16 protein-coding genes and 2 pseudogenes are annotated in these 15,621 nt (G+C 68.6%); 4 read left to right on the forward strand and 14 right to left on the reverse strand.

All coding sequences use genetic code 11. The features are described 5' to 3' along the window. Position 1: 1 nt before the first annotated feature. From ACYVKA_RS08920 to dnaK, 3 genes are all read right to left on the reverse strand, one after another. Positions 2–1,102 carry a DnaJ C-terminal domain-containing protein gene (locus tag ACYVKA_RS08920; protein ID WP_460704707.1) on the reverse strand — a complete coding sequence of 367 codons (1,101 nt, stop codon included), beginning with the start codon at positions 1,100–1,102 and terminating at the stop codon, positions 2–4. Then, complete coding sequence (gene grpE, locus ACYVKA_RS08925; protein ID WP_460704708.1) at positions 1,102–1,668, reverse strand: nucleotide exchange factor GrpE; 567 nt, start codon at positions 1,666–1,668, stop codon at positions 1,102–1,104. The genes ACYVKA_RS08920 and grpE overlap by 1 nt, the downstream gene beginning before the upstream one ends. Before the next feature lie 160 nt (positions 1,669–1,828). Further along, complete coding sequence (dnaK, locus tag ACYVKA_RS08930) at positions 1,829–3,667, reverse strand: molecular chaperone DnaK (RefSeq protein ID WP_460704710.1); 1,839 nt, start codon at positions 3,665–3,667, stop codon at positions 1,829–1,831. A gap of 239 nt (positions 3,668–3,906) precedes the next feature. Between dnaK and ACYVKA_RS08935 the strand changes: the two genes are divergently transcribed. Continuing rightward, complete coding sequence (locus ACYVKA_RS08935) at positions 3,907–4,818, forward strand: universal stress protein (protein ID WP_460704712.1); 912 nt, start codon at positions 3,907–3,909, stop codon at positions 4,816–4,818. A gap of 81 nt (positions 4,819–4,899) precedes the next feature. Here the strand turns inward: ACYVKA_RS08935 and ACYVKA_RS08940 are convergent, their stop codons facing one another. From ACYVKA_RS08940 to ACYVKA_RS08960, 5 genes are all read right to left on the reverse strand, one after another. After that, entirely contained in the window at positions 4,900–5,784 is an 885-nt protein-coding gene (locus ACYVKA_RS08940) for a S1C family serine protease (protein ID WP_460704714.1), read from the reverse strand. Between the two features lie 275 nt (positions 5,785–6,059). Then, positions 6,060–6,638, reverse strand: a complete 579-nt coding sequence (locus tag ACYVKA_RS08945) for a DUF308 domain-containing protein (RefSeq protein ID WP_460704716.1) — start codon at positions 6,636–6,638, stop codon at positions 6,060–6,062. Positions 6,639–6,698: 60 nt separating this feature from the next. Continuing rightward, positions 6,699–7,328 carry a response regulator gene (locus ACYVKA_RS08950; RefSeq protein ID WP_460704718.1) on the reverse strand — a complete coding sequence of 210 codons (630 nt, stop codon included), beginning with the start codon at positions 7,326–7,328 and terminating at the stop codon, positions 6,699–6,701. Between the two features lie 32 nt (positions 7,329–7,360). Beyond that, entirely contained in the window at positions 7,361–8,326 is a 966-nt protein-coding gene (locus ACYVKA_RS08955) for a sensor histidine kinase (RefSeq protein WP_460704720.1), read from the reverse strand. A gap of 105 nt (positions 8,327–8,431) precedes the next feature. After that, positions 8,432–9,172 (reverse strand): adenine nucleotide alpha hydrolase family protein, encoded by a 741-nt coding sequence (locus tag ACYVKA_RS08960; RefSeq protein WP_460704722.1) that lies wholly within the window; start codon positions 9,170–9,172, stop codon positions 8,432–8,434. A 320-nt stretch (positions 9,173–9,492) separates the two neighbouring features. Between ACYVKA_RS08960 and clpB the strand changes: the two genes are divergently transcribed. Continuing rightward, complete coding sequence (gene clpB / locus ACYVKA_RS08965; RefSeq protein ID WP_460704724.1) at positions 9,493–12,075, forward strand: ATP-dependent chaperone ClpB; 2,583 nt, start codon at positions 9,493–9,495, stop codon at positions 12,073–12,075. 62 nt (positions 12,076–12,137) lie between these two features. Here the strand turns inward: clpB and ACYVKA_RS08970 are convergent, their stop codons facing one another. From ACYVKA_RS08970 to ACYVKA_RS08990, 5 genes and pseudogenes are all read right to left on the reverse strand, one after another. Next, on the reverse strand, positions 12,138–12,875 hold the full coding sequence (locus tag ACYVKA_RS08970) for a hypothetical protein (RefSeq protein ID WP_460704726.1): 738 nt from the start codon (positions 12,873–12,875) through the stop codon (positions 12,138–12,140). 97 nt (positions 12,876–12,972) lie between these two features. Then, positions 12,973–13,185, reverse strand: coding sequence for a hypothetical protein (locus ACYVKA_RS08975; protein WP_460704728.1), 213 nt, complete (start codon positions 13,183–13,185; stop codon positions 12,973–12,975). A gap of 43 nt (positions 13,186–13,228) precedes the next feature. Next, a pseudogene (locus tag ACYVKA_RS08980) lies at positions 13,229–13,459 on the reverse strand (polysaccharide deacetylase family protein); the annotation flags it as partial. A gap of 6 nt (positions 13,460–13,465) precedes the next feature. Next, on the reverse strand, positions 13,466–13,891 hold the full coding sequence (gene trxA, locus ACYVKA_RS08985; RefSeq protein ID WP_460704730.1) for a thioredoxin: 426 nt from the start codon (positions 13,889–13,891) through the stop codon (positions 13,466–13,468). 237 nt (positions 13,892–14,128) lie between these two features. Beyond that, a complete protein-coding gene (locus tag ACYVKA_RS08990) occupies positions 14,129–14,359 on the reverse strand; it encodes a hypothetical protein (RefSeq protein ID WP_460704732.1) in 231 nt (76 codons plus the stop codon). Between the two features lie 43 nt (positions 14,360–14,402). Between ACYVKA_RS08990 and ACYVKA_RS08995 the strand changes: the two genes are divergently transcribed. Continuing rightward, positions 14,403–14,672, forward strand: a complete 270-nt coding sequence (locus tag ACYVKA_RS08995) for a hypothetical protein (protein WP_460704734.1) — start codon at positions 14,403–14,405, stop codon at positions 14,670–14,672. 121 nt (positions 14,673–14,793) lie between these two features. Here the strand turns inward: ACYVKA_RS08995 and ACYVKA_RS09000 are convergent, their stop codons facing one another. Next, positions 14,794–15,093 (reverse strand): hypothetical protein, encoded by a 300-nt coding sequence (locus tag ACYVKA_RS09000; RefSeq protein ID WP_460704736.1) that lies wholly within the window; start codon positions 15,091–15,093, stop codon positions 14,794–14,796. Between the two features lie 216 nt (positions 15,094–15,309). Here ACYVKA_RS09000 and ACYVKA_RS09005 point away from each other — a divergent pair. Beyond that, positions 15,310–15,603 (forward strand): annotated as a pseudogene (locus tag ACYVKA_RS09005) (integrase core domain-containing protein); the annotation flags it as partial. Positions 15,604–15,621: the final 18 nt, after the last annotated feature.

The raw sequence follows: 15,621 nt of genomic DNA on the forward strand, positions 1-15,621 counted from the left end.
GTCATTCCCTTCCCAGAATCGAGGCGCGCGGGTTGGTCTCACCCATCGCGCGGGCGAAGTCTCGGATGGCCTGCTTGGCCTGGTCATTCACGCTGCTCGGCATCTGCACCTGCAGGGTCACCAGCAGGTCACCGGTGCCGGCCTTGGTCTTCACGCCCTTGCCGCGCACCCGCAGCGTGCGGCCGTTGGGCGTGCACTCGGCCACGCGCACCGTCACCCGTCCACCGTCGAGGGTGGGCACCTCGATGTCGGCGCCCAGGATCAGCTCGTCGACGGTGACCGGCACGTCGAGGGTCAGGTCACGGCCCTTGCGGCCGAACAGCCGGTGCGGGGTGACGTGGACGCGCACCAGCAGGTCGCCGGCAGGTCCGCCGTTGACGCCGGTCGAACCCTTGCCCTTGATCCGGATGGTCTGCCCGTCGTCGACGCCGGCCGGGATGCGTACCTTCATCGTCCGCGACTGCGGCACCCGGGCGGTGCCACCGCACGAGCCGCACACCTGCGGCGGGTTGCCCGAGGTGATGCCGGCCCCGCCACAGGCCGTGCACGGCACCTGCGAGACCAGCTGCATCGACACCATCGTGCCGGCCACGGCCTCCTCGAAGCCGATGGTCACCTCACCCTCGATGTCGGCACCCTGGCGCGGGCCCTGCGGGCGGCGCCCACCGAAGCCACCGCCCTGGCCGAACAGGCCACCCAGGATGTCCTCGTAGCCGCCACCCTGGCCGAACAGGTCCTCGGCCGAGCCACCCGTGGAGTAGCTGTAGGTGAAGGGCCCACCACCGCCCTGGCCGTACTGGTCTCCGGCATCCGAGAAGCCCGCACCGTACTGGCCGGCGCCGGGTCCGTAGCCGAAACCGCCGTTGGCGACCATCTCGCGGATCTCGTCGTACTCGCGGCGCGAGTCGGGGTTGGACAGCACCGAGTTGGCCTCGGAGACCTCCTTGAAGCGGGCCTCCGCCGCAGCGTCACCGGGGTGCTGGTCGGGGTGGTTCTCGCGGGCCAGCTTGCGGAAGGCCTTCTTGATGTCCTTGTCAGAAGCGTCCTTGGAGACCCCGAGCACCTTGTAGAAGTCCTTGTCGATCCAGTCCTGGGCGCTCATCAGCGGTCCTCCTGTCCTGCCAGGTCATCGTGGGTGGTGGCCTCGGGATCGGGGTCACTGACCGCGACCCGGGCGGGGCGCAGCACCTTGTCATCGATGCGGTGGCCGGGCTGCATCACCTGCGAGACACAGGTCTGGGTGGCGCCGGGCAAGGGCTGCTGCATCAGCGCCTCGTGCAGGGCCGGGTCGAAGGCGTCACCGACCTCACCGAAGCTGGTCATGCCGTGACGGGTGGTGAGGGCCAGCACCTGGTCGGCCAGCACCTTCACCGGTCCGTCCAGCTGGCCGTGCTCGTCGGCCAAGCGGATCGCGTCGAGCACCGGCAGCAGCTCACCGAGCACCTTCTCGACACCGCCCCGCCGCGCCAGGTCGCGGTCGCGGTCTACGCGCTTCTTGTAGTTGACGTACTCGGCCTGCAGCCGCTGCAAGTCCTCGGTGCGCTCGGCCAGGCGACCTTCCAGCTCGGCCACCTGCGCGCGCAGCGCCTCGACCTGCGCGGCAGCGTCGAGCTCCTCAGCGGTCGTGCTCTGCTGACCGGTCGTGGTGGTCACGTCGTCTGCGCTCATCTGTTTTCCTCATGTCTGGTGGGTGGCAGCACCTGGCGGGTAGGCACTGCTGCGAATGGCCCATGGCCCCGCGAAGCGCCCGCAGGGGGGGTTGCTGCGGACCGATCGCGTGGCCACCGCCCGGGACGGGTGGGGCCGCGAGGCGACCCCACCCGGCGGATCACTTGTCGTCGACGATCTCCGCGTCGACCACGTCGTCGTCCGAACCACCGGCATCGGCCGGGGAGGCCTGCTCCCGGGCCTGCTCCTGGGCCTGCGCCTGACTGGCCGCATAGACGGCCTGGCCCATGGCGGAGGCCTTGGTGTTCAGGTCCTCCATGGCGGCCTTGACCTCGGAGTCGTTGTCGGTGCCCTTCAGGGCCTCCTTCAGCTTGTCGAGGGCCTCGACGACCGGGGCCTTGACCTCGTCGCCGATGTTCTCGGCATTGTCGGCCAGCAGCTTCTCGGTGCGGAAGGCCAGGGCATCGGCCTCGTTGCGCATCTCGACGGCCTCACGCCGCTTGCGGTCCTCCTCGGCGTGCGCCTCAGCGTCACGGACCATCCGGTCGATGTCTTCCTTGCCCAGCGCCGAACCACCGGTGACGGTCATCGACTGCTCCTTGCCGGTCGCCTTGTCCTTGGCCGAGACGTGGACGATGCCGTTGGCGTCGATGTCGAAGGTGACCTCGACCTGCGGCACGCCACGCGGGGCGGGCATCAGGCCGGTCAGCTCGAAGTTGCCGAGCGACTTGTTGTCGCGGGCGAACTCGCGCTCACCCTGATAGACCTGCACCATCACCGACGGCTGGTTGTCCTCGGCCGTGGTGAAGATCTCCGAGCGCTTCGTAGGGATCGTCGTGTTGCGCTCGATGATCTTGGTCATCACACCACCCTTGGTCTCCAGGCCCAGGCTCAGCGGGGTCACGTCAAGCAGCAGTACGTCCTTCACCTCACCCTTCAGCACACCGGCCTGCAGAGAGGCACCCAGCGCGACGACCTCGTCGGGGTTGACACCCTTGTGCGGCTCCTTGCCGGACAGCTCCTTCACCAGGTCCGCGACGGCGGGCATGCGGGTGGAGCCACCCACCAGGATGACCTGGTCGATCTTGTCGACCGAGGTGTTGGCATCCTTGATCACGGCATTGAAGGGCACCTTGCAGCGGTCCAGCAGGTCCTGTGTCATGCGCTGGAACTCGGAGCGGGTGAGCTTCTCGTCCAGGTGCAGCGGGCCCTCGGCGCCGGCGGTGATGTAGGGCAGGTTGATGCTGGTCTCCTGCGAGGAGGACAGCTCGATCTTGGCGCGCTCGGCAGCCTCCTGCAGACGCTGGGAAGCCATCTTGTCCTTGGACAGGTCAATGCCGTTCTTGTTTTTGAACTGCGTGACCAGCCAGTCGACGATGCGCTGGTCCCAGTCGTCGCCGCCGAGGCGGTTGTCACCCTTGGTGGCCTTCACCTCGAAGACGCCCTCGGAGATGTCCAGCAGCGAGACGTCGAAGGTGCCACCACCCAGGTCGAAGACCAGGACCGTCTGCTCCTTGCCACCCTTGTCCAGGCCGTAGGCCAGCGCCGCGGCGGTGGGCTCGTTGATGATGCGGTCCACGCTCAGACCCGCGATCTCACCGGCCTCCTTGGTGGCCTGGCGCTCGGCGTCGGAGAAGTAGGCCGGGACGGTGATGACGGCATTGGTGACGGGCTCACCGAGGTAGGCCTCGGCGTCGCGCTTCAGCTTCTGCAACACGAAGGCGCTGATCTGCTGGGGCTTGTAGACCTTGCCGTCGATCTTGATGCTCCAGTCGGTGCCCATGTGGCGCTTGACGGAGCGGATGGTGCGGTCGACGTTGGTGACGGCCTGGCGCTTGGCGACCTCGCCCACCAGGACCTCACCGGTCTTGCTGAATGCCACTACCGACGGGGTGGTGCGGGCGCCTTCGGCGTTGGGGATGACAGTGGGATCGCCACCCTCAAGAACTGCGACGACGGAGTTGGTGGTGCCCAGATCGATACCGACGGAACGTGTCATGGTGTTCTCCTCCTGTGTTGTGCGAACTGCGAACGATGGTCCAGAAGCGCTGCATGAACGGTGCGCTTCCACGTCATCCACTGTCGCCCAGGGCGCGGCTCTGGTCGATGGGTGGCGACACCCAAAGTGGCCGGGGCGATCCCCACCCCCGGGCCAGAACGCTTGGCCGGGCTGCCGGTGCACGTCGAGAGTGGAGCCACCACGAACAGCGAAGCTGTTCCTCACAGAAGGGCAACCTCATGGAGTTGAAGGATTTCACCGCTCTGGTCGTCGGCGTCGACGGCTCCCCAGCCGCCGACCGTGCTGCCGCGTGGGCCTGTCAGTTCGCCGACCGGCACGACCTGTCGGTGCGGCTGCTGATGATGGTGTCCATGCCCGTGCCTCCCAGCACCGACACCTTCGCCGGCCCGATCTCCCACTGGTACACCCCGCAGCTGGTCGAGGACCACCTCGACGCGATGCGCGCGCAGGTCAACCAGCTGGCTGAGCTGAACCGGGCTCGATTCCCCCAGGTCGACATCACCACCGAGGTGCAGCTCGGTGCCCCCGCCCACGGCCTGATCGCTGCCACCGGGCCGAGCGAGATCCTCGTGGTCGGGCGCCAGGGCCGCGACGGCATCGTGGAACACCTGCTCGGCAGCACCACTGACGCCGTCCTGTCCCACAGCAAGCAGCCAGTCGTCGTCGTGCCCATGCAGGGTGACTGGAGCCCCGACGGCCCCGTGGTCGTGGGGGTCGACGACCAGGGTTCCTGCCAGGCCCTGCACCTGGCGGCACAGATCGCCAGCAGCCACCACACCACGCTGCAGCCCGTCACCGTCGTCCACTTCGACCCCTCGTGGACCACGGCATTCGACGACCGCATGCCGGAACTGATGGCAGCCAACGCCATGGAACGTCTCGATGATCTGCTGGAGCCGGTGACCGAGCAGCATCCCGACCTCACTGTGGACGCCATCCTGGTCGGCGGCAAGCCCGTCGACGCCCTGGTCAAGCGTTCCCGCGGCGCCAGCCTCGTGGTGGTCGGCAGCCGTGGCCGGGGCGGCTTCATCGGTCTGCTGCTGGGTTCGACCAGCCGACGCATCGCCGGTCGGAGCCTGGCGCCGGTGATGGTCGTGCGCAGCGAGAGCACCCCCACCCACCAGGCCTGACCCGCCTCACCACGTCAGATGCCCTCGGCATCCCGCACGGGATGCCGAGGGCATCTGTCATGTCTGACGCGTCGGGGCGTGTCAGACGCTGGCCAGCGTCGCGGACAGCGTGAGTTCCTTGCCGTCACGCACCACCAGCAGGTTCACCTGCTTGCCGACGGGAAGTCCCCGCACATGCCCCACCAGGGACAGCGCAGAGGTGGTGGCAGCACCGTCGATGCTGAGGATGTGATCGCCGGCCTTCACCCCGGCCCGCTGAGCCGGACTGTCGGCAACCACCGAGACGACCACCGCGCTGCGCACCTTTTGCGTGCCGCGTGCCGCGATGCCGTCAGCCACGGAGATCCCCAGTTGCGAGTGCCGGGCCCGGCCATCACGAATGAGCTGTTGGGCCACCATCGACACCTGGTCGGACGGGATCGCGAACCCGATGCCGATGCTGCCGCTGCCCGGGCCCAGCGTGGCGATGGAGGAGTTGATGCCGATCAGCTCGCCACAGCCATTGACCAGGGCCCCACCCGAATTGCCCGGATTGATCGGTGCCGAGGTCTGGATGGCATTGGTCACCGTCGCGACGCTCGGTCCGGCGCCTTGTTCGGAGGCAGCCACCGGACGGTTGAGGGCACTGACGATGCCGGTGGTCACGGTCCCCTCCAGGCCCAGGGGATTGCCCACGGCCATCACGGGCTGCCCGGTGCGCACCTTCGCGGAGGTGGCAATCGGGATCGGGGTGAGCTTGGCGTCCTTGACCGTGAGCACCGCCAGATCGGTGATCGGGTCACGACCGGCGATGGTGACCGGCTTGACGGTGTTGTCGGACAGGGTCACCGACACGTCACTGTCGGTGGCATCACCCACCACGTGGGCATTGGTGACGATGTGGTGGTCATCAATGACCACCCCCGAGCCCTCACCCACCGGACGGCCGCCGCTGGAGACACCCACCGACACCACCGACGGGCTCACCGCGTCCGCCAATGACGTCCAGGAAGGATCATCCAGGCTGCACGAAGAACCAGAACTGTTCCCCGACGGGGAACCGCTGGCGGCCGCTGTCGTCGTGGGAGCCTTCGGACCAACCGGGTCCATCGGGGCGGTGTCACTACAGGCAGCAAGGGGAAGCAGCGAAACCATCGCAAGGGCGGTGACCGCCGAACGTGCAAGGCGTGGTTGAAGCATGGCAAAACTCCTGATGGGGCAAAGGGCTGTGGATGGGTTGCAAACGGGGCCGACGGATCAAGTCAGCTGTTCTTGGCCGCGCGCCACACGGCGATGGCGGCAGCGGCCTGCGTCGCGCCGATGGCCAGCAGCGTCATACCGGCCCACAGGCCGATGGTGATGATGGCGGCGGTGTGGTCGATGACGAACCAGCCGCCGGCCAGGACGAGCAGCAGCCCGCCCAGGACGTGGAGCCAGCGGTGGTCGGTTGCCTTGCGGGCCATCAGGGCGATGCCGGACACGATGGTCCACAGGCCGACGGCGACGGCGATGAAGGACAGGGTCAGGCCGGGCAGCAGCAGCACGAGCAGGCCGAGGGCGACGCCGATGACGCCGATGGTGCCGGCAATCCAGCGCAGCAGGCCGGTGGCGTGCCAGGCGCCGATCATCGTCGAGACGGACTCGACGAGCAGGAAGGCGCCGCAGAAGATGACCAGCGAGCGCAGGGTCAGGCCGGGCCACCAGATGAGCAGGATGCCGAGCCCGATGAGCAGCGCGGCGTTGAGCAGTTCGACGAGGGACAGGGTACGCAGGGCCTTGGTCATGGTGGTCTCCACAGGGTTGGACGGGATGTTCACGTCGTCCATTCCAGTGCTCGACACCCGGCGCAACCATCGGTGTCGACACCCACATGCGCAGGCACCGACATGCACCCGGCTGGTTCAGGGTTCGATGAGGCCCACCCGGATGGCGTAGCGGGTCAGTTCGAGACGGTCCTTCATCCCGAGCTTCTCCAGCAGGTTCGCACGATGCCGCTCGACGGTCTTGGGACTGATGAACAGCATCTCGGCGATCTCCTTGCCGGGGTGCCCTTCGGCGATGAGCTTGAGGATCTCCTCCTCACGCGGGGTCAGCAGCCGGTCGCCTTCGTGGGCCTCACCACGCTGGACGTACTCGCGGATGATGGTCGACATGGCACCCGGGTACAGGAAGGATTCCCCGCGTACGGCGGCACGGCAGGCGTTGAGCAGGTCGCGATCGGCCATGGACTTGTGGACGTAGCCGGCCGCGCCGATCTTGAGGGCCTCGAACAGGTACTGCTCGTTGTCGTGCATGCTCAGGATCAGCATCTGGGTGGGCAGCTTGCGCTGGGAGACCTCGCGGGCCACCTGCAGCCCGGTCATGCGGGGCATGGTGACGTCCAGGATGGCCAGGTCGATGTCGCCGCGGCTGATCCGCTCGAGGGCCTCGGCCCCGTCGGCGGCCTCCGCGACGACGGTGAAGTCGGGCTGCGGGTCGAGCATCATCTTCACGCCTTGGCGCAACAGGGTGTGGTCGTCGGCCAGCAGCACGCGGGCGACTCGGGTGGTGGGCGTGTGGATGGTCAGTCCTCCGGGAGGGTGTCGTGGGGCAGGGTAGCCCGGTCGATGCGCAGTTCGACGCGGGTGCCGCCGCCGGGGTTGTCGGTGATGGTGAGCTGGGCGTTGATGTAGCGTGCGCGGTCGTGCATGCCGGCCAGGCCCGTGCCGGGGGTGGAGCCCTGCAGGCCGCGGCCGTCGTCGGCGATGACCAGCCGCACGGTGTCCTGGTCGCAGTGCAGTGACAGGGTGACGGTGCTGGCCTGGGCGTGTTTGGCGCTGTTGGTGAGGGCCTCCTGGGCGATGCGGTAGACGCCCAGTTGGGCGGCCCAGCCCAGGTCGGGCACCGGCTGGAGGTCTCGGCGCACGACCACGCCGGTGGCCTCGGCGTGTGCGGTGGCCAGGGAGGTCAGGGCGGCGACCAGGCCCAGGTCTGACAGGACGCTGGGACGCAGGTCGGCGGCCAGCCCACGAACCTCCTGCAAGCTGGTGCGCACTGCCTCCTGGGCCATGGCCACCTTCTGCTCCTGGTCGGCGCCGTCCTGGATGGACTGCAGCAGCAACAGCGCATAGGTGAGGGTCTGGCCGATCTGGTCGTGCAGTTCCCGCGACAGGCGGGCCCGTTCCAGTTCCTGGCCCTCGATGAGCGCGGTCAGCGTCGCCCGTCGCTGGGACCACAGGCGCTCCACGAGCTCATTGTGGGCACCGACGATGCTGTCCAGGTCGGGCATCTCCGGAACGGCCTGGATCGGGGCAGCGTCGTCGAGGTTCGGTGTCTCGGCGATCTGCCGCGCGGCCTTCTGCACCGGGGCGAAGCCCCGCTCGATGGCGCGCCAGCTGATGATGGACACGATGATCACTCCAGTCAGGGAACAGGCGGTCTCCCAGGGCTTGGGGGGCCAGCTGCCGGTGAGTGGGGTTGCGACGATGAGCAGGTTCATCGACAGGAAGGCACCCGACACCATCGCCCAGACCCGCTGTTGCAGACTCATCGGGGGCTCCTCGCGAATGGGCCGTCCTCGGCGACAGTGGTGGCCGGGGGATGGCAACAGGCCCTGTCGTGAGTCTACAGTCTCGATCCTAGGGGTCCGGGACGGTCAGGGGGTCGGGTCGTGGTCGGCGACGACGGCCACCGGGGTCGAGGTCAGCCGCAGCAGTCGACGGCTCTCGGAGTTCTCCCGCTGGCCCCGGTAGTTCGGGCCTCGGCTACCGACCACGGTCAGGCTGGTTTCCAGGGCCTCGGCGAGCAGGGCATCGGCGGGTTCGTGGGGTGAGATCATGACGTCGTAGCTGGCGGGCAGCAGCTCGGCGGCGGCCCCGGTGAGGATGGCCACGGCACGGTTCCGCAGCTCGTCAATGTCCTCGCATCTCTCGTCGGCGACGACCACCTTGAGAGGCATCCCCGCGCGGCGGGCCACGGCGGCGGCGAAGCGGATCCCCGGCACGCCGGGCTCCTCCAGGTCCAGCCCCAGCACGATGGGACGGTCGAAGATGTTCCAGGTGGTGGCAGGGATCACCACCACCGGCCCGTGGGCCTCCTGCAGCAGGTCCTCGGCGACAGCGTCCATCACCGGGACGATCGGCGCATCGGCCCCTCGTGCTGGGATGACCACCATGGCCGCGGTGCGGCTGGCCTCGGCCAGGGCGGGGGCGAGCATGCCGGGTGCGGCCATGAGCTGGCCGCTGTCAGCAAGCAGGGTGCGGATGCCGGTGGCGAGGTGGGGGGTGTGCAGGATCGTCAGGGGCCAGTCGCCGGCGCGGGCGACGTCCTGGGCCCACACGGCCGCGGCGATCGGGCGGGCGAGCCGTCGACGCCCACCACGACGTGGTCTGTGCATTCCATCTGCGATGCCTCCTTGAGGACTGGGGTCAGGGACAGGACCCGCAGGCTGCGGCGGGTCCGGGACCCCTCCAGCTTCACCGGGTCTCGCGCGAAAGGCCACGGTTCACGGCCCGGATGGGCGTCGTCCCCCACACAGGTGAGTGCCAACCCCCAATTGCCTGCGAACTCCTTGACCTGCCCGGGGGCCGCTGCACACCATCGATGTGCACCGGATCCCAGCCGCCGGGCAGCAAGCCCCGCAGGCCGGGACCGCCCACGAACCACCCATGGACCACGACCCGCCACCGGCGCGGTCACCCTGACGAAGGAGCACTGATGGACACTGAGAAGCTCACCACGATGAGCCGGGACGCGGTCTCGGCCGCGATCCGCAATGCCCTGGCCGCCGGCAATCCGACGGTCGAACCCCAGCACCTGCTGCACGCCCTGCTGATGGTGCCGGAGAACTCCGTCGCGCCGCTGCTGGCCGCCGTGGGCGTGGACGCCGACCAGGTCGACCAGCGTGCCCAGGCCGCGATCGGCAAGCTGCCCTCCAGCCAGGGCAGCTCGGTGGCGCAGCCGCAGCTGTCGGGCGCCATGGCCCGGGTGCTCGCCGACGCCGAGATCCGTGCCGACAAGCTCGGTGACTCCTATGTCTCCACCGAGCACCTGCTCATCGCCCTGACCACCATCCCGTCGGAGGCCCAGACGATCCTTGTGGGAGCCGGCGCCACCACCGAGAAACTGGAAGCAGCCTTTTCCGAGGCTCGTGGTGACCGGCGCGTCACCAGTCCGGAGGCCGAGGGTGGCGAGTCGGCGCTGGGCAAGTACTCCATTGACCTGACCGAGCGTGCCCGCGAGGGCAAGCTGGATCCGGTCATCGGCCGGGACCAGGAGATCCGCCGGGTGGTGCAGGTGCTGGCCCGTCGCACCAAGAACAACCCGGTGTTGATCGGTGAGCCCGGCGTCGGCAAGACCGCCGTCGTCGAGGGCCTGGCGCAGCGCGTGGTGGCCGGCGACGTCCCCGACTCCCTCAAGGGCCGCCGGGTCGTCAGCCTCGACCTGTCGAGCATGGTGGCGGGCGCGAAGTACCGTGGCGAGTTCGAGGAACGGCTCAAGGCCGTGTTGAAGGAGATCCAGGAGTCCGAGGGGCAGATCATCACCTTCATCGACGAGCTGCACACCGTCGTCGGGGCCGGTGCCGGCGGCGAGGGCGCCATGGACGCGGGCAACATGCTCAAGCCCATGCTGGCCCGCGGCGAGCTGCGCATGATCGGCGCCACCACGCTCGACGAGTACCGCGAGCACATCGAGAAGGACCCGGCCCTGGAGCGGCGCTTCCAGCAGGTCTACGTGGGTGAGCCCACCGTCGAGGACACCATCGCGATCCTGCGCGGCCTGCGCGAGCGCTACGAGGCCCATCACAAGGTGCGCATCACCGACGGCGCCCTGGTGGCCGCCGCTAGCCTGTCCCACCGCTACATCACCAACCGGCAGCTGCCGGACAAGGCCATCGACCTGGTCGACGAGGCCGCCAGTCGGCTGCGGATGGAGATCGACTCCTCTCCGGAGGAGATCGACGTGCTGCGCCGTCAGGTGGACCGGATGAAGATGGAGCAGTTCGCGATCAGCAAGGAGTCCGACGCCGCCTCGAAGGCCCGCCTGGAGCGCCTGGAGAAGGAGCTGGCCGACGCCGAGGAGAAGCTGCGTCGCCTGGAGGCGCGCTGGGAGGCCGAGAAGGCTGGCCTGAACCGGATCGGTGAGCTGAAGACCCAGATCGACCAGCTGCGCATCGAGGCCGACAAGGCCCAGCGTGCCGGCGACCTGGCCGCGGCCGCCGAGATCTCCTATGGCCGCATCCCGGCCCTGGAGAAGGAGCTGGAGCAGGCCAAGCAGGCCGAGGACCAGGAGAAGGCGGAACGGATGGTGGCCGACGAGGTCACCGCCACCGACATCGCCGAGGTGGTCAGCGCCTGGACCGGTATCCCCGTCGGCAAGATGCTGCAGGGCGAGTCCGACAAGCTGCTCCACATGGAAGAGCACATCGGCAAGCGATTGATCGGCCAGAAGAAGGCCGTCACGGCCGTCGCCGATGCCGTGCGGCGCAGCCGTGCCGGGATCAGTGACCCGAACCGGCCCACCGGCAGCTTCCTCTTCCTCGGCCCCACCGGCGTCGGCAAGACCGAGCTGGCCAAGTCCCTGGCCGACTTCCTGTTCGACGACGAGACGGCCATGATCCGCATCGACATGTCCGAGTACTCCGAGAAGCACTCGGTCAGCCGCCTGGTCGGTGCGCCTCCCGGCTATGTCGGTTACGAGGAGGGCGGCCAGCTCACCGAGGCCGTGCGTCGCCGCCCCTACAGCGTGGTGCTGCTGGACGAGGTGGAGAAGGCCCACCCGGACCTGTTCAACATCCTGCTGCAGGTGCTCGACGACGGCCGCCTGACCGACGGGCAGGGCCGTACGGTGGACTTCCGCAACACCATCCTGATCCTGACCAGCAACCTGGGAAGCCAGTTCCTCGCGGACACGAGCCTGGATGACGAGGCCAAGCATGAGGCTGTGATGGGTGTGGTGCGGCAGGCCTTCCGTCCCGAATTCCTGAACCGGCTGGACGAGATCGTGATGTTCGACCCGCTGACGCTGGAGGACCTCACCCACATCGTCGACACGAACCTCGACAAGATCAACGCTCGGCTCGCGGAGCGTCGCATCGTGATCGACGTCACCGACGAGGGCAAGGAATGGCTGGCCCGCAACGGCTTCGATCCGGTCTACGGCGCCCGCCCGCTGCGTCGCCTGGTGCAGACCACCATCGAGGACCAGCTCGCCCGCAAGCTGCTCGCCGGCGAGATCGTCGACGGGGCCGTGGTCACCTTCGATGTCGATCCCGACACCGACGAACTGCGCATCGTCTGACCCGACCAACAGGCCGGGGCTCCCACCACGGGAGCCCCGGCCTGCTTCATGTCTGCGTGAGGTCAGGCGGTGTGGGTGGTGTCCTGGGTAACGGCACGCAGCGCCCGTCGTAGCTGGTCGACGCTGATCGTGCGGTCGGAGGAGTAGAGCGAGGTGTCGTCGCTGACGCGGCGAACGGTGACGTGGGTGCGCTGCACCTCCAGCACATGGGTGACGCCCCGGGCGGCCAGCTCCAGCGAGGAGAGCTCGGCCTCGCCCAGGTCGACGGCCACGACCCGGTCGTCACGGGTGAGGACGATGCCGTTGACGGCGCGCACCAGGCCCAGGATTGGGCCGGCGTCGAGGCTGCCGTGGCCGGTGGACGACAGGCTGAAGCCCTCCAGCGTGGCAGCCTGCTCCAGGTAGGCGCGGGCTCGGTCGCGGAAGTCGAGGGCGTCGCTGGCCAGTTCGCGCATCTCGTCGGACCCGTCGGTGGCGATCTCCTCGAGCTGCTCGGCCGCCATCTCGTCGAGGATGGCCTGCACCTCCAGGCGTTGCTCGGGGGTGAACTTGGCTCCGCTACCGGCAACGTTCACCTCGTCCGGCATGCGTCCGTACATCGCCAACAGGTAGCCAGCGGCGCTCAGTGCGACGAAGGCGACGGTGCCGATGCCGTCGCGGCCCTTGACCCACTCCAGCGCGGCGGCGAAGGCCAGCGGGACGGTGGAGGCGGCCACCAGCAGCAGCCTGCGTCGCATCGACCAGCCGGGCCGGGGCTGGGACGTCAGGGCGGTCACTGGAGGATCAAGGTGGCTGGGCATGCTTCGAGGCTACCGGGCCCTGACGCAAGAGATCGGGGTCACCTCGCGAGGAGGTGGGGCTCGAGCTCCAACCGCACCTGGCCAGTCGACTGGCGCGTCAGGCCGCCGGGTAGAGCTTCCCGGGCTTCGTGGAGCCCAGCAGCTGGCTGACCGTGACCAGCGTGTAGCCCTGCTTCTGCAGCGTGTCGATGGTGGGAGCGGCCGCATCCACGGTCCACAGGTGGATGTCGTGCATCAGCAGGATGGAGTTCCGGCTGGCGCGCTGCACCGTGAGCTTCGTGATGACCGCCGCCGTGTTGTGGCCGGCCACCCAGTCCTCCGGTGAGTTGTTCCCACACCACGACGGCCAGCCCGTTGGCGCCGACGACCTTGTCCGTGCGCTGCGTGCGGGCGGCATAGGGCGGACGCATCAGCGTCGGCTTCTGGCCGGTGATCTTCTGCAGGGCCGCATTGGTGCGCCTGACCTCCCACGCCACCTTCGCGTCCGGCAGGTCGCTGGTCGGCTTGTGGTCATAGGTGTGGTTGGCGATCTCGAAACCCTGCGCATGCGCCTGCTTGACGGTGGCCGGGATGATCGTCGACAGGTGAGGTCAGTCCAGGTGCGGCTCGACCCAGCGCCGCAGGGCCCCCAACGACATGGCACCGGCCTGTCGGGCCACCACCTGGCCATCCCGCAGCAGTACCAGCGTCGGGATCGACTGGACGCCGAAGGAGGCCTGCGTGGCTGGCGACTCGTCGACGTTGACCTTCACCAGCTTGAGACGGCCGGCGTACTGCGCGGCGAGCCTCTCCAGCACCGGCGAGTACTGCTTGCAGGGGCCGCACCACGGCGCCCACAGGTCCACCAGGACCGGCAGCTTCGACGAGTCGCTGACAGCGGCGAAGTCGGCGTCGTGGGCGTCGGCGATCCAGGGCAATGGCGCGTGGCAGGTGGCGCACTGCGGCACCCCGGCAGCCACCGCGGGGACCCGGTTGCGGGTCTTGCAGGCAGGACAGGTGGTGATGTGGGCGTCCATGGTTCCTCCACAGGTCAGGGGTTCATCGCTTCTCCAGGGGCGGCCACACCCGTGGCCAACCCGACACGTCCAGCGTGCCCCCGCACGGGTGGTTGATGCAGCAGTGGAGCTGGTGGATGGGCGGGCGTCCACGCCGAGATGGGGGCCAGACCCCACACCGCCGGCCATCCGACGCGCCGCGGTTCAGGCCGCCGCAGGGCTCGACTGGTGCGGGGTCAAGTCCCATGGGGTGCTTCCTCAGGCTTCGGGGCGGAGGCGGATCAGGGCTTGCGCTGCTGCGAGCCAGTCCTGAGATGGTGTCGGTTCCTGCAGCCTCTGCAGGGCTTGCTGTGATTCGTGGCGCTCATTGTCGCCAGCCGGGTCGAAGACCTGGTACCGCTCCAGGAGCCAGCGGCACTGGGCCTGCTGGCGCATGATCTCGTCGACCCGCTCGCCGCAACCGCGGATGCACCGCGCGTCTTCCAACATGCGCCACGTCTGCAGGAGCTGCTTCTTGACGTAGGTGAAGCGCGTGCGGCAGCTGGTCGAGCAGAAGCGGGGTGGCCGACCCGAGAGCTGGGCGTCCTACCTGGCACGTATGGCCGCCGTGTTCAGGTGCCCGCTGTCGATCCTGGAACGTCAGCTCACCGTGAAAGCCCACGCGGTGACCATCACCCCCACCGCGGCCCAGACAGCCGCGGCGCGGCTGAACATCACCGCGCACCAGGTGCATGCCATCACCTGCAGTCGCTGGACGGAATCGCCTTCGACCTGGGCGCCTGCCTCGCGAGCGGTGTCGTGACCAAACGGCCCTGGATGTGGCTGCGCCGGCCCCGAAGCTGCCCCCACTGCACCGAGGAAGGCCGAAGCGAACCGCTCATCTGGCGACTGCCCTGGATCACCACCTGTGAGTGGCACGAGACCTACCTGGCCGACTGGAACAACAAGGCCGTCCCCGGCGCGGTGCGCACCAGATCGTCGGTGCGCACCGAACACTTCACCCGCCTGCTCACCGGCGAGCAAGTGAGGATCATGGGGCACGAGCTCGCCGGCAACGAGGCGCTCGACCTGTGGCGGGCCGGCATCGCCCTCGCCCAAGCCGCGCGGCAACTGGAAGGCGCAACTGGCGATCCGGCAACTGTCGCGAAGCCGACGACGGCCTCGACATTGTCCAGCCCTTCGTCCTGGCCCGCGACGAACGCGACGCCGGCGAGCTCGTGCATTTGTGGTGCCAAGCTGTCGGGATCAGCGGCCCGTACCGCAGTGCCTTCGAACGGATTCGCCACCCCGCCGTCCGGCGGGTGCTTGCCCTGCAGAGCGGGTGTTAGGAGCATCTTGGTTCCTCGGTCCGCTTCTCGTCCTGCCGTCACCTCCCCAAGTGGGCGCTGGCTAAGGCTGTTCCTCGGGTTCTGCCTCTGCTGCGTCCACCCGCTGAACCTGCCGTCTACACCTCGAAGGCCTACGCCAAACTCTGCAAGGGTCTCGGGGTGACCCAGTCGATGGGGGCCGTGGGGACGAGCTCCGACAACAGTCTGGCCGAGTCGTTCAACGCCACCCTCCAACGCGAACTCCTCGCCGCGCAGGCCACGTTCGCTGGGCCGCAGTTGTGTCGCCGTCAGGTCTTTCGCTGGGTCACCCGCTACAACACCCGCCGTCGCCATTCCTGGTGCGGCTACCTGTCCCCGAACACTTACGAGGCCCTCCGGGCCGCTACGCTGCCAACCGCAGCGTAATCAACCACCACCGTGTCC

This window comes from Luteococcus sediminum (assembly GCF_054783495.1).

Excerpts from the sequence above, each read along its gene's own strand:
- clpB (WP_460704724.1), top strand. The coding sequence starts at position 9,493 with ATGGACACTGAGAAGCTCACCACGATGAGCCGGGACGCGGTCTCGGCC.
- ACYVKA_RS08955 (WP_460704720.1), bottom strand. The coding sequence starts at position 8,326 with ATGAGTCTGCAACAGCGGGTCTGGGCGATGGTGTCGGGTGCCTTCCTG.
- dnaK (WP_460704710.1), bottom strand. The coding sequence starts at position 3,667 with ATGACACGTTCCGTCGGTATCGATCTGGGCACCACCAACTCCGTCGTC.
- ACYVKA_RS08960 (WP_460704722.1), bottom strand. The coding sequence starts at position 9,172 with ATGCACAGACCACGTCGTGGTGGGCGTCGACGGCTCGCCCGCCCGATC.
- ACYVKA_RS08990 (WP_460704732.1), bottom strand. The coding sequence starts at position 14,359 with ATGTTGGAAGACGCGCGGTGCATCCGCGGTTGCGGCGAGCGGGTCGAC.
- grpE (WP_460704708.1), bottom strand. The coding sequence starts at position 1,668 with ATGAGCGCAGACGACGTGACCACCACGACCGGTCAGCAGAGCACGACC.
- trxA (WP_460704730.1), bottom strand. The coding sequence starts at position 13,891 with ATGGACGCCCACATCACCACCTGTCCTGCCTGCAAGACCCGCAACCGG.
- ACYVKA_RS08970 (WP_460704726.1), bottom strand. The coding sequence starts at position 12,875 with ATGCCCAGCCACCTTGATCCTCCAGTGACCGCCCTGACGTCCCAGCCC.
- ACYVKA_RS08935 (WP_460704712.1), top strand. The coding sequence starts at position 3,907 with ATGGAGTTGAAGGATTTCACCGCTCTGGTCGTCGGCGTCGACGGCTCC.
- ACYVKA_RS09000 (WP_460704736.1), bottom strand. The coding sequence starts at position 15,093 with ATGCACGAGCTCGCCGGCGTCGCGTTCGTCGCGGGCCAGGACGAAGGG.
- ACYVKA_RS08920 (WP_460704707.1), bottom strand. The coding sequence starts at position 1,102 with ATGAGCGCCCAGGACTGGATCGACAAGGACTTCTACAAGGTGCTCGGG.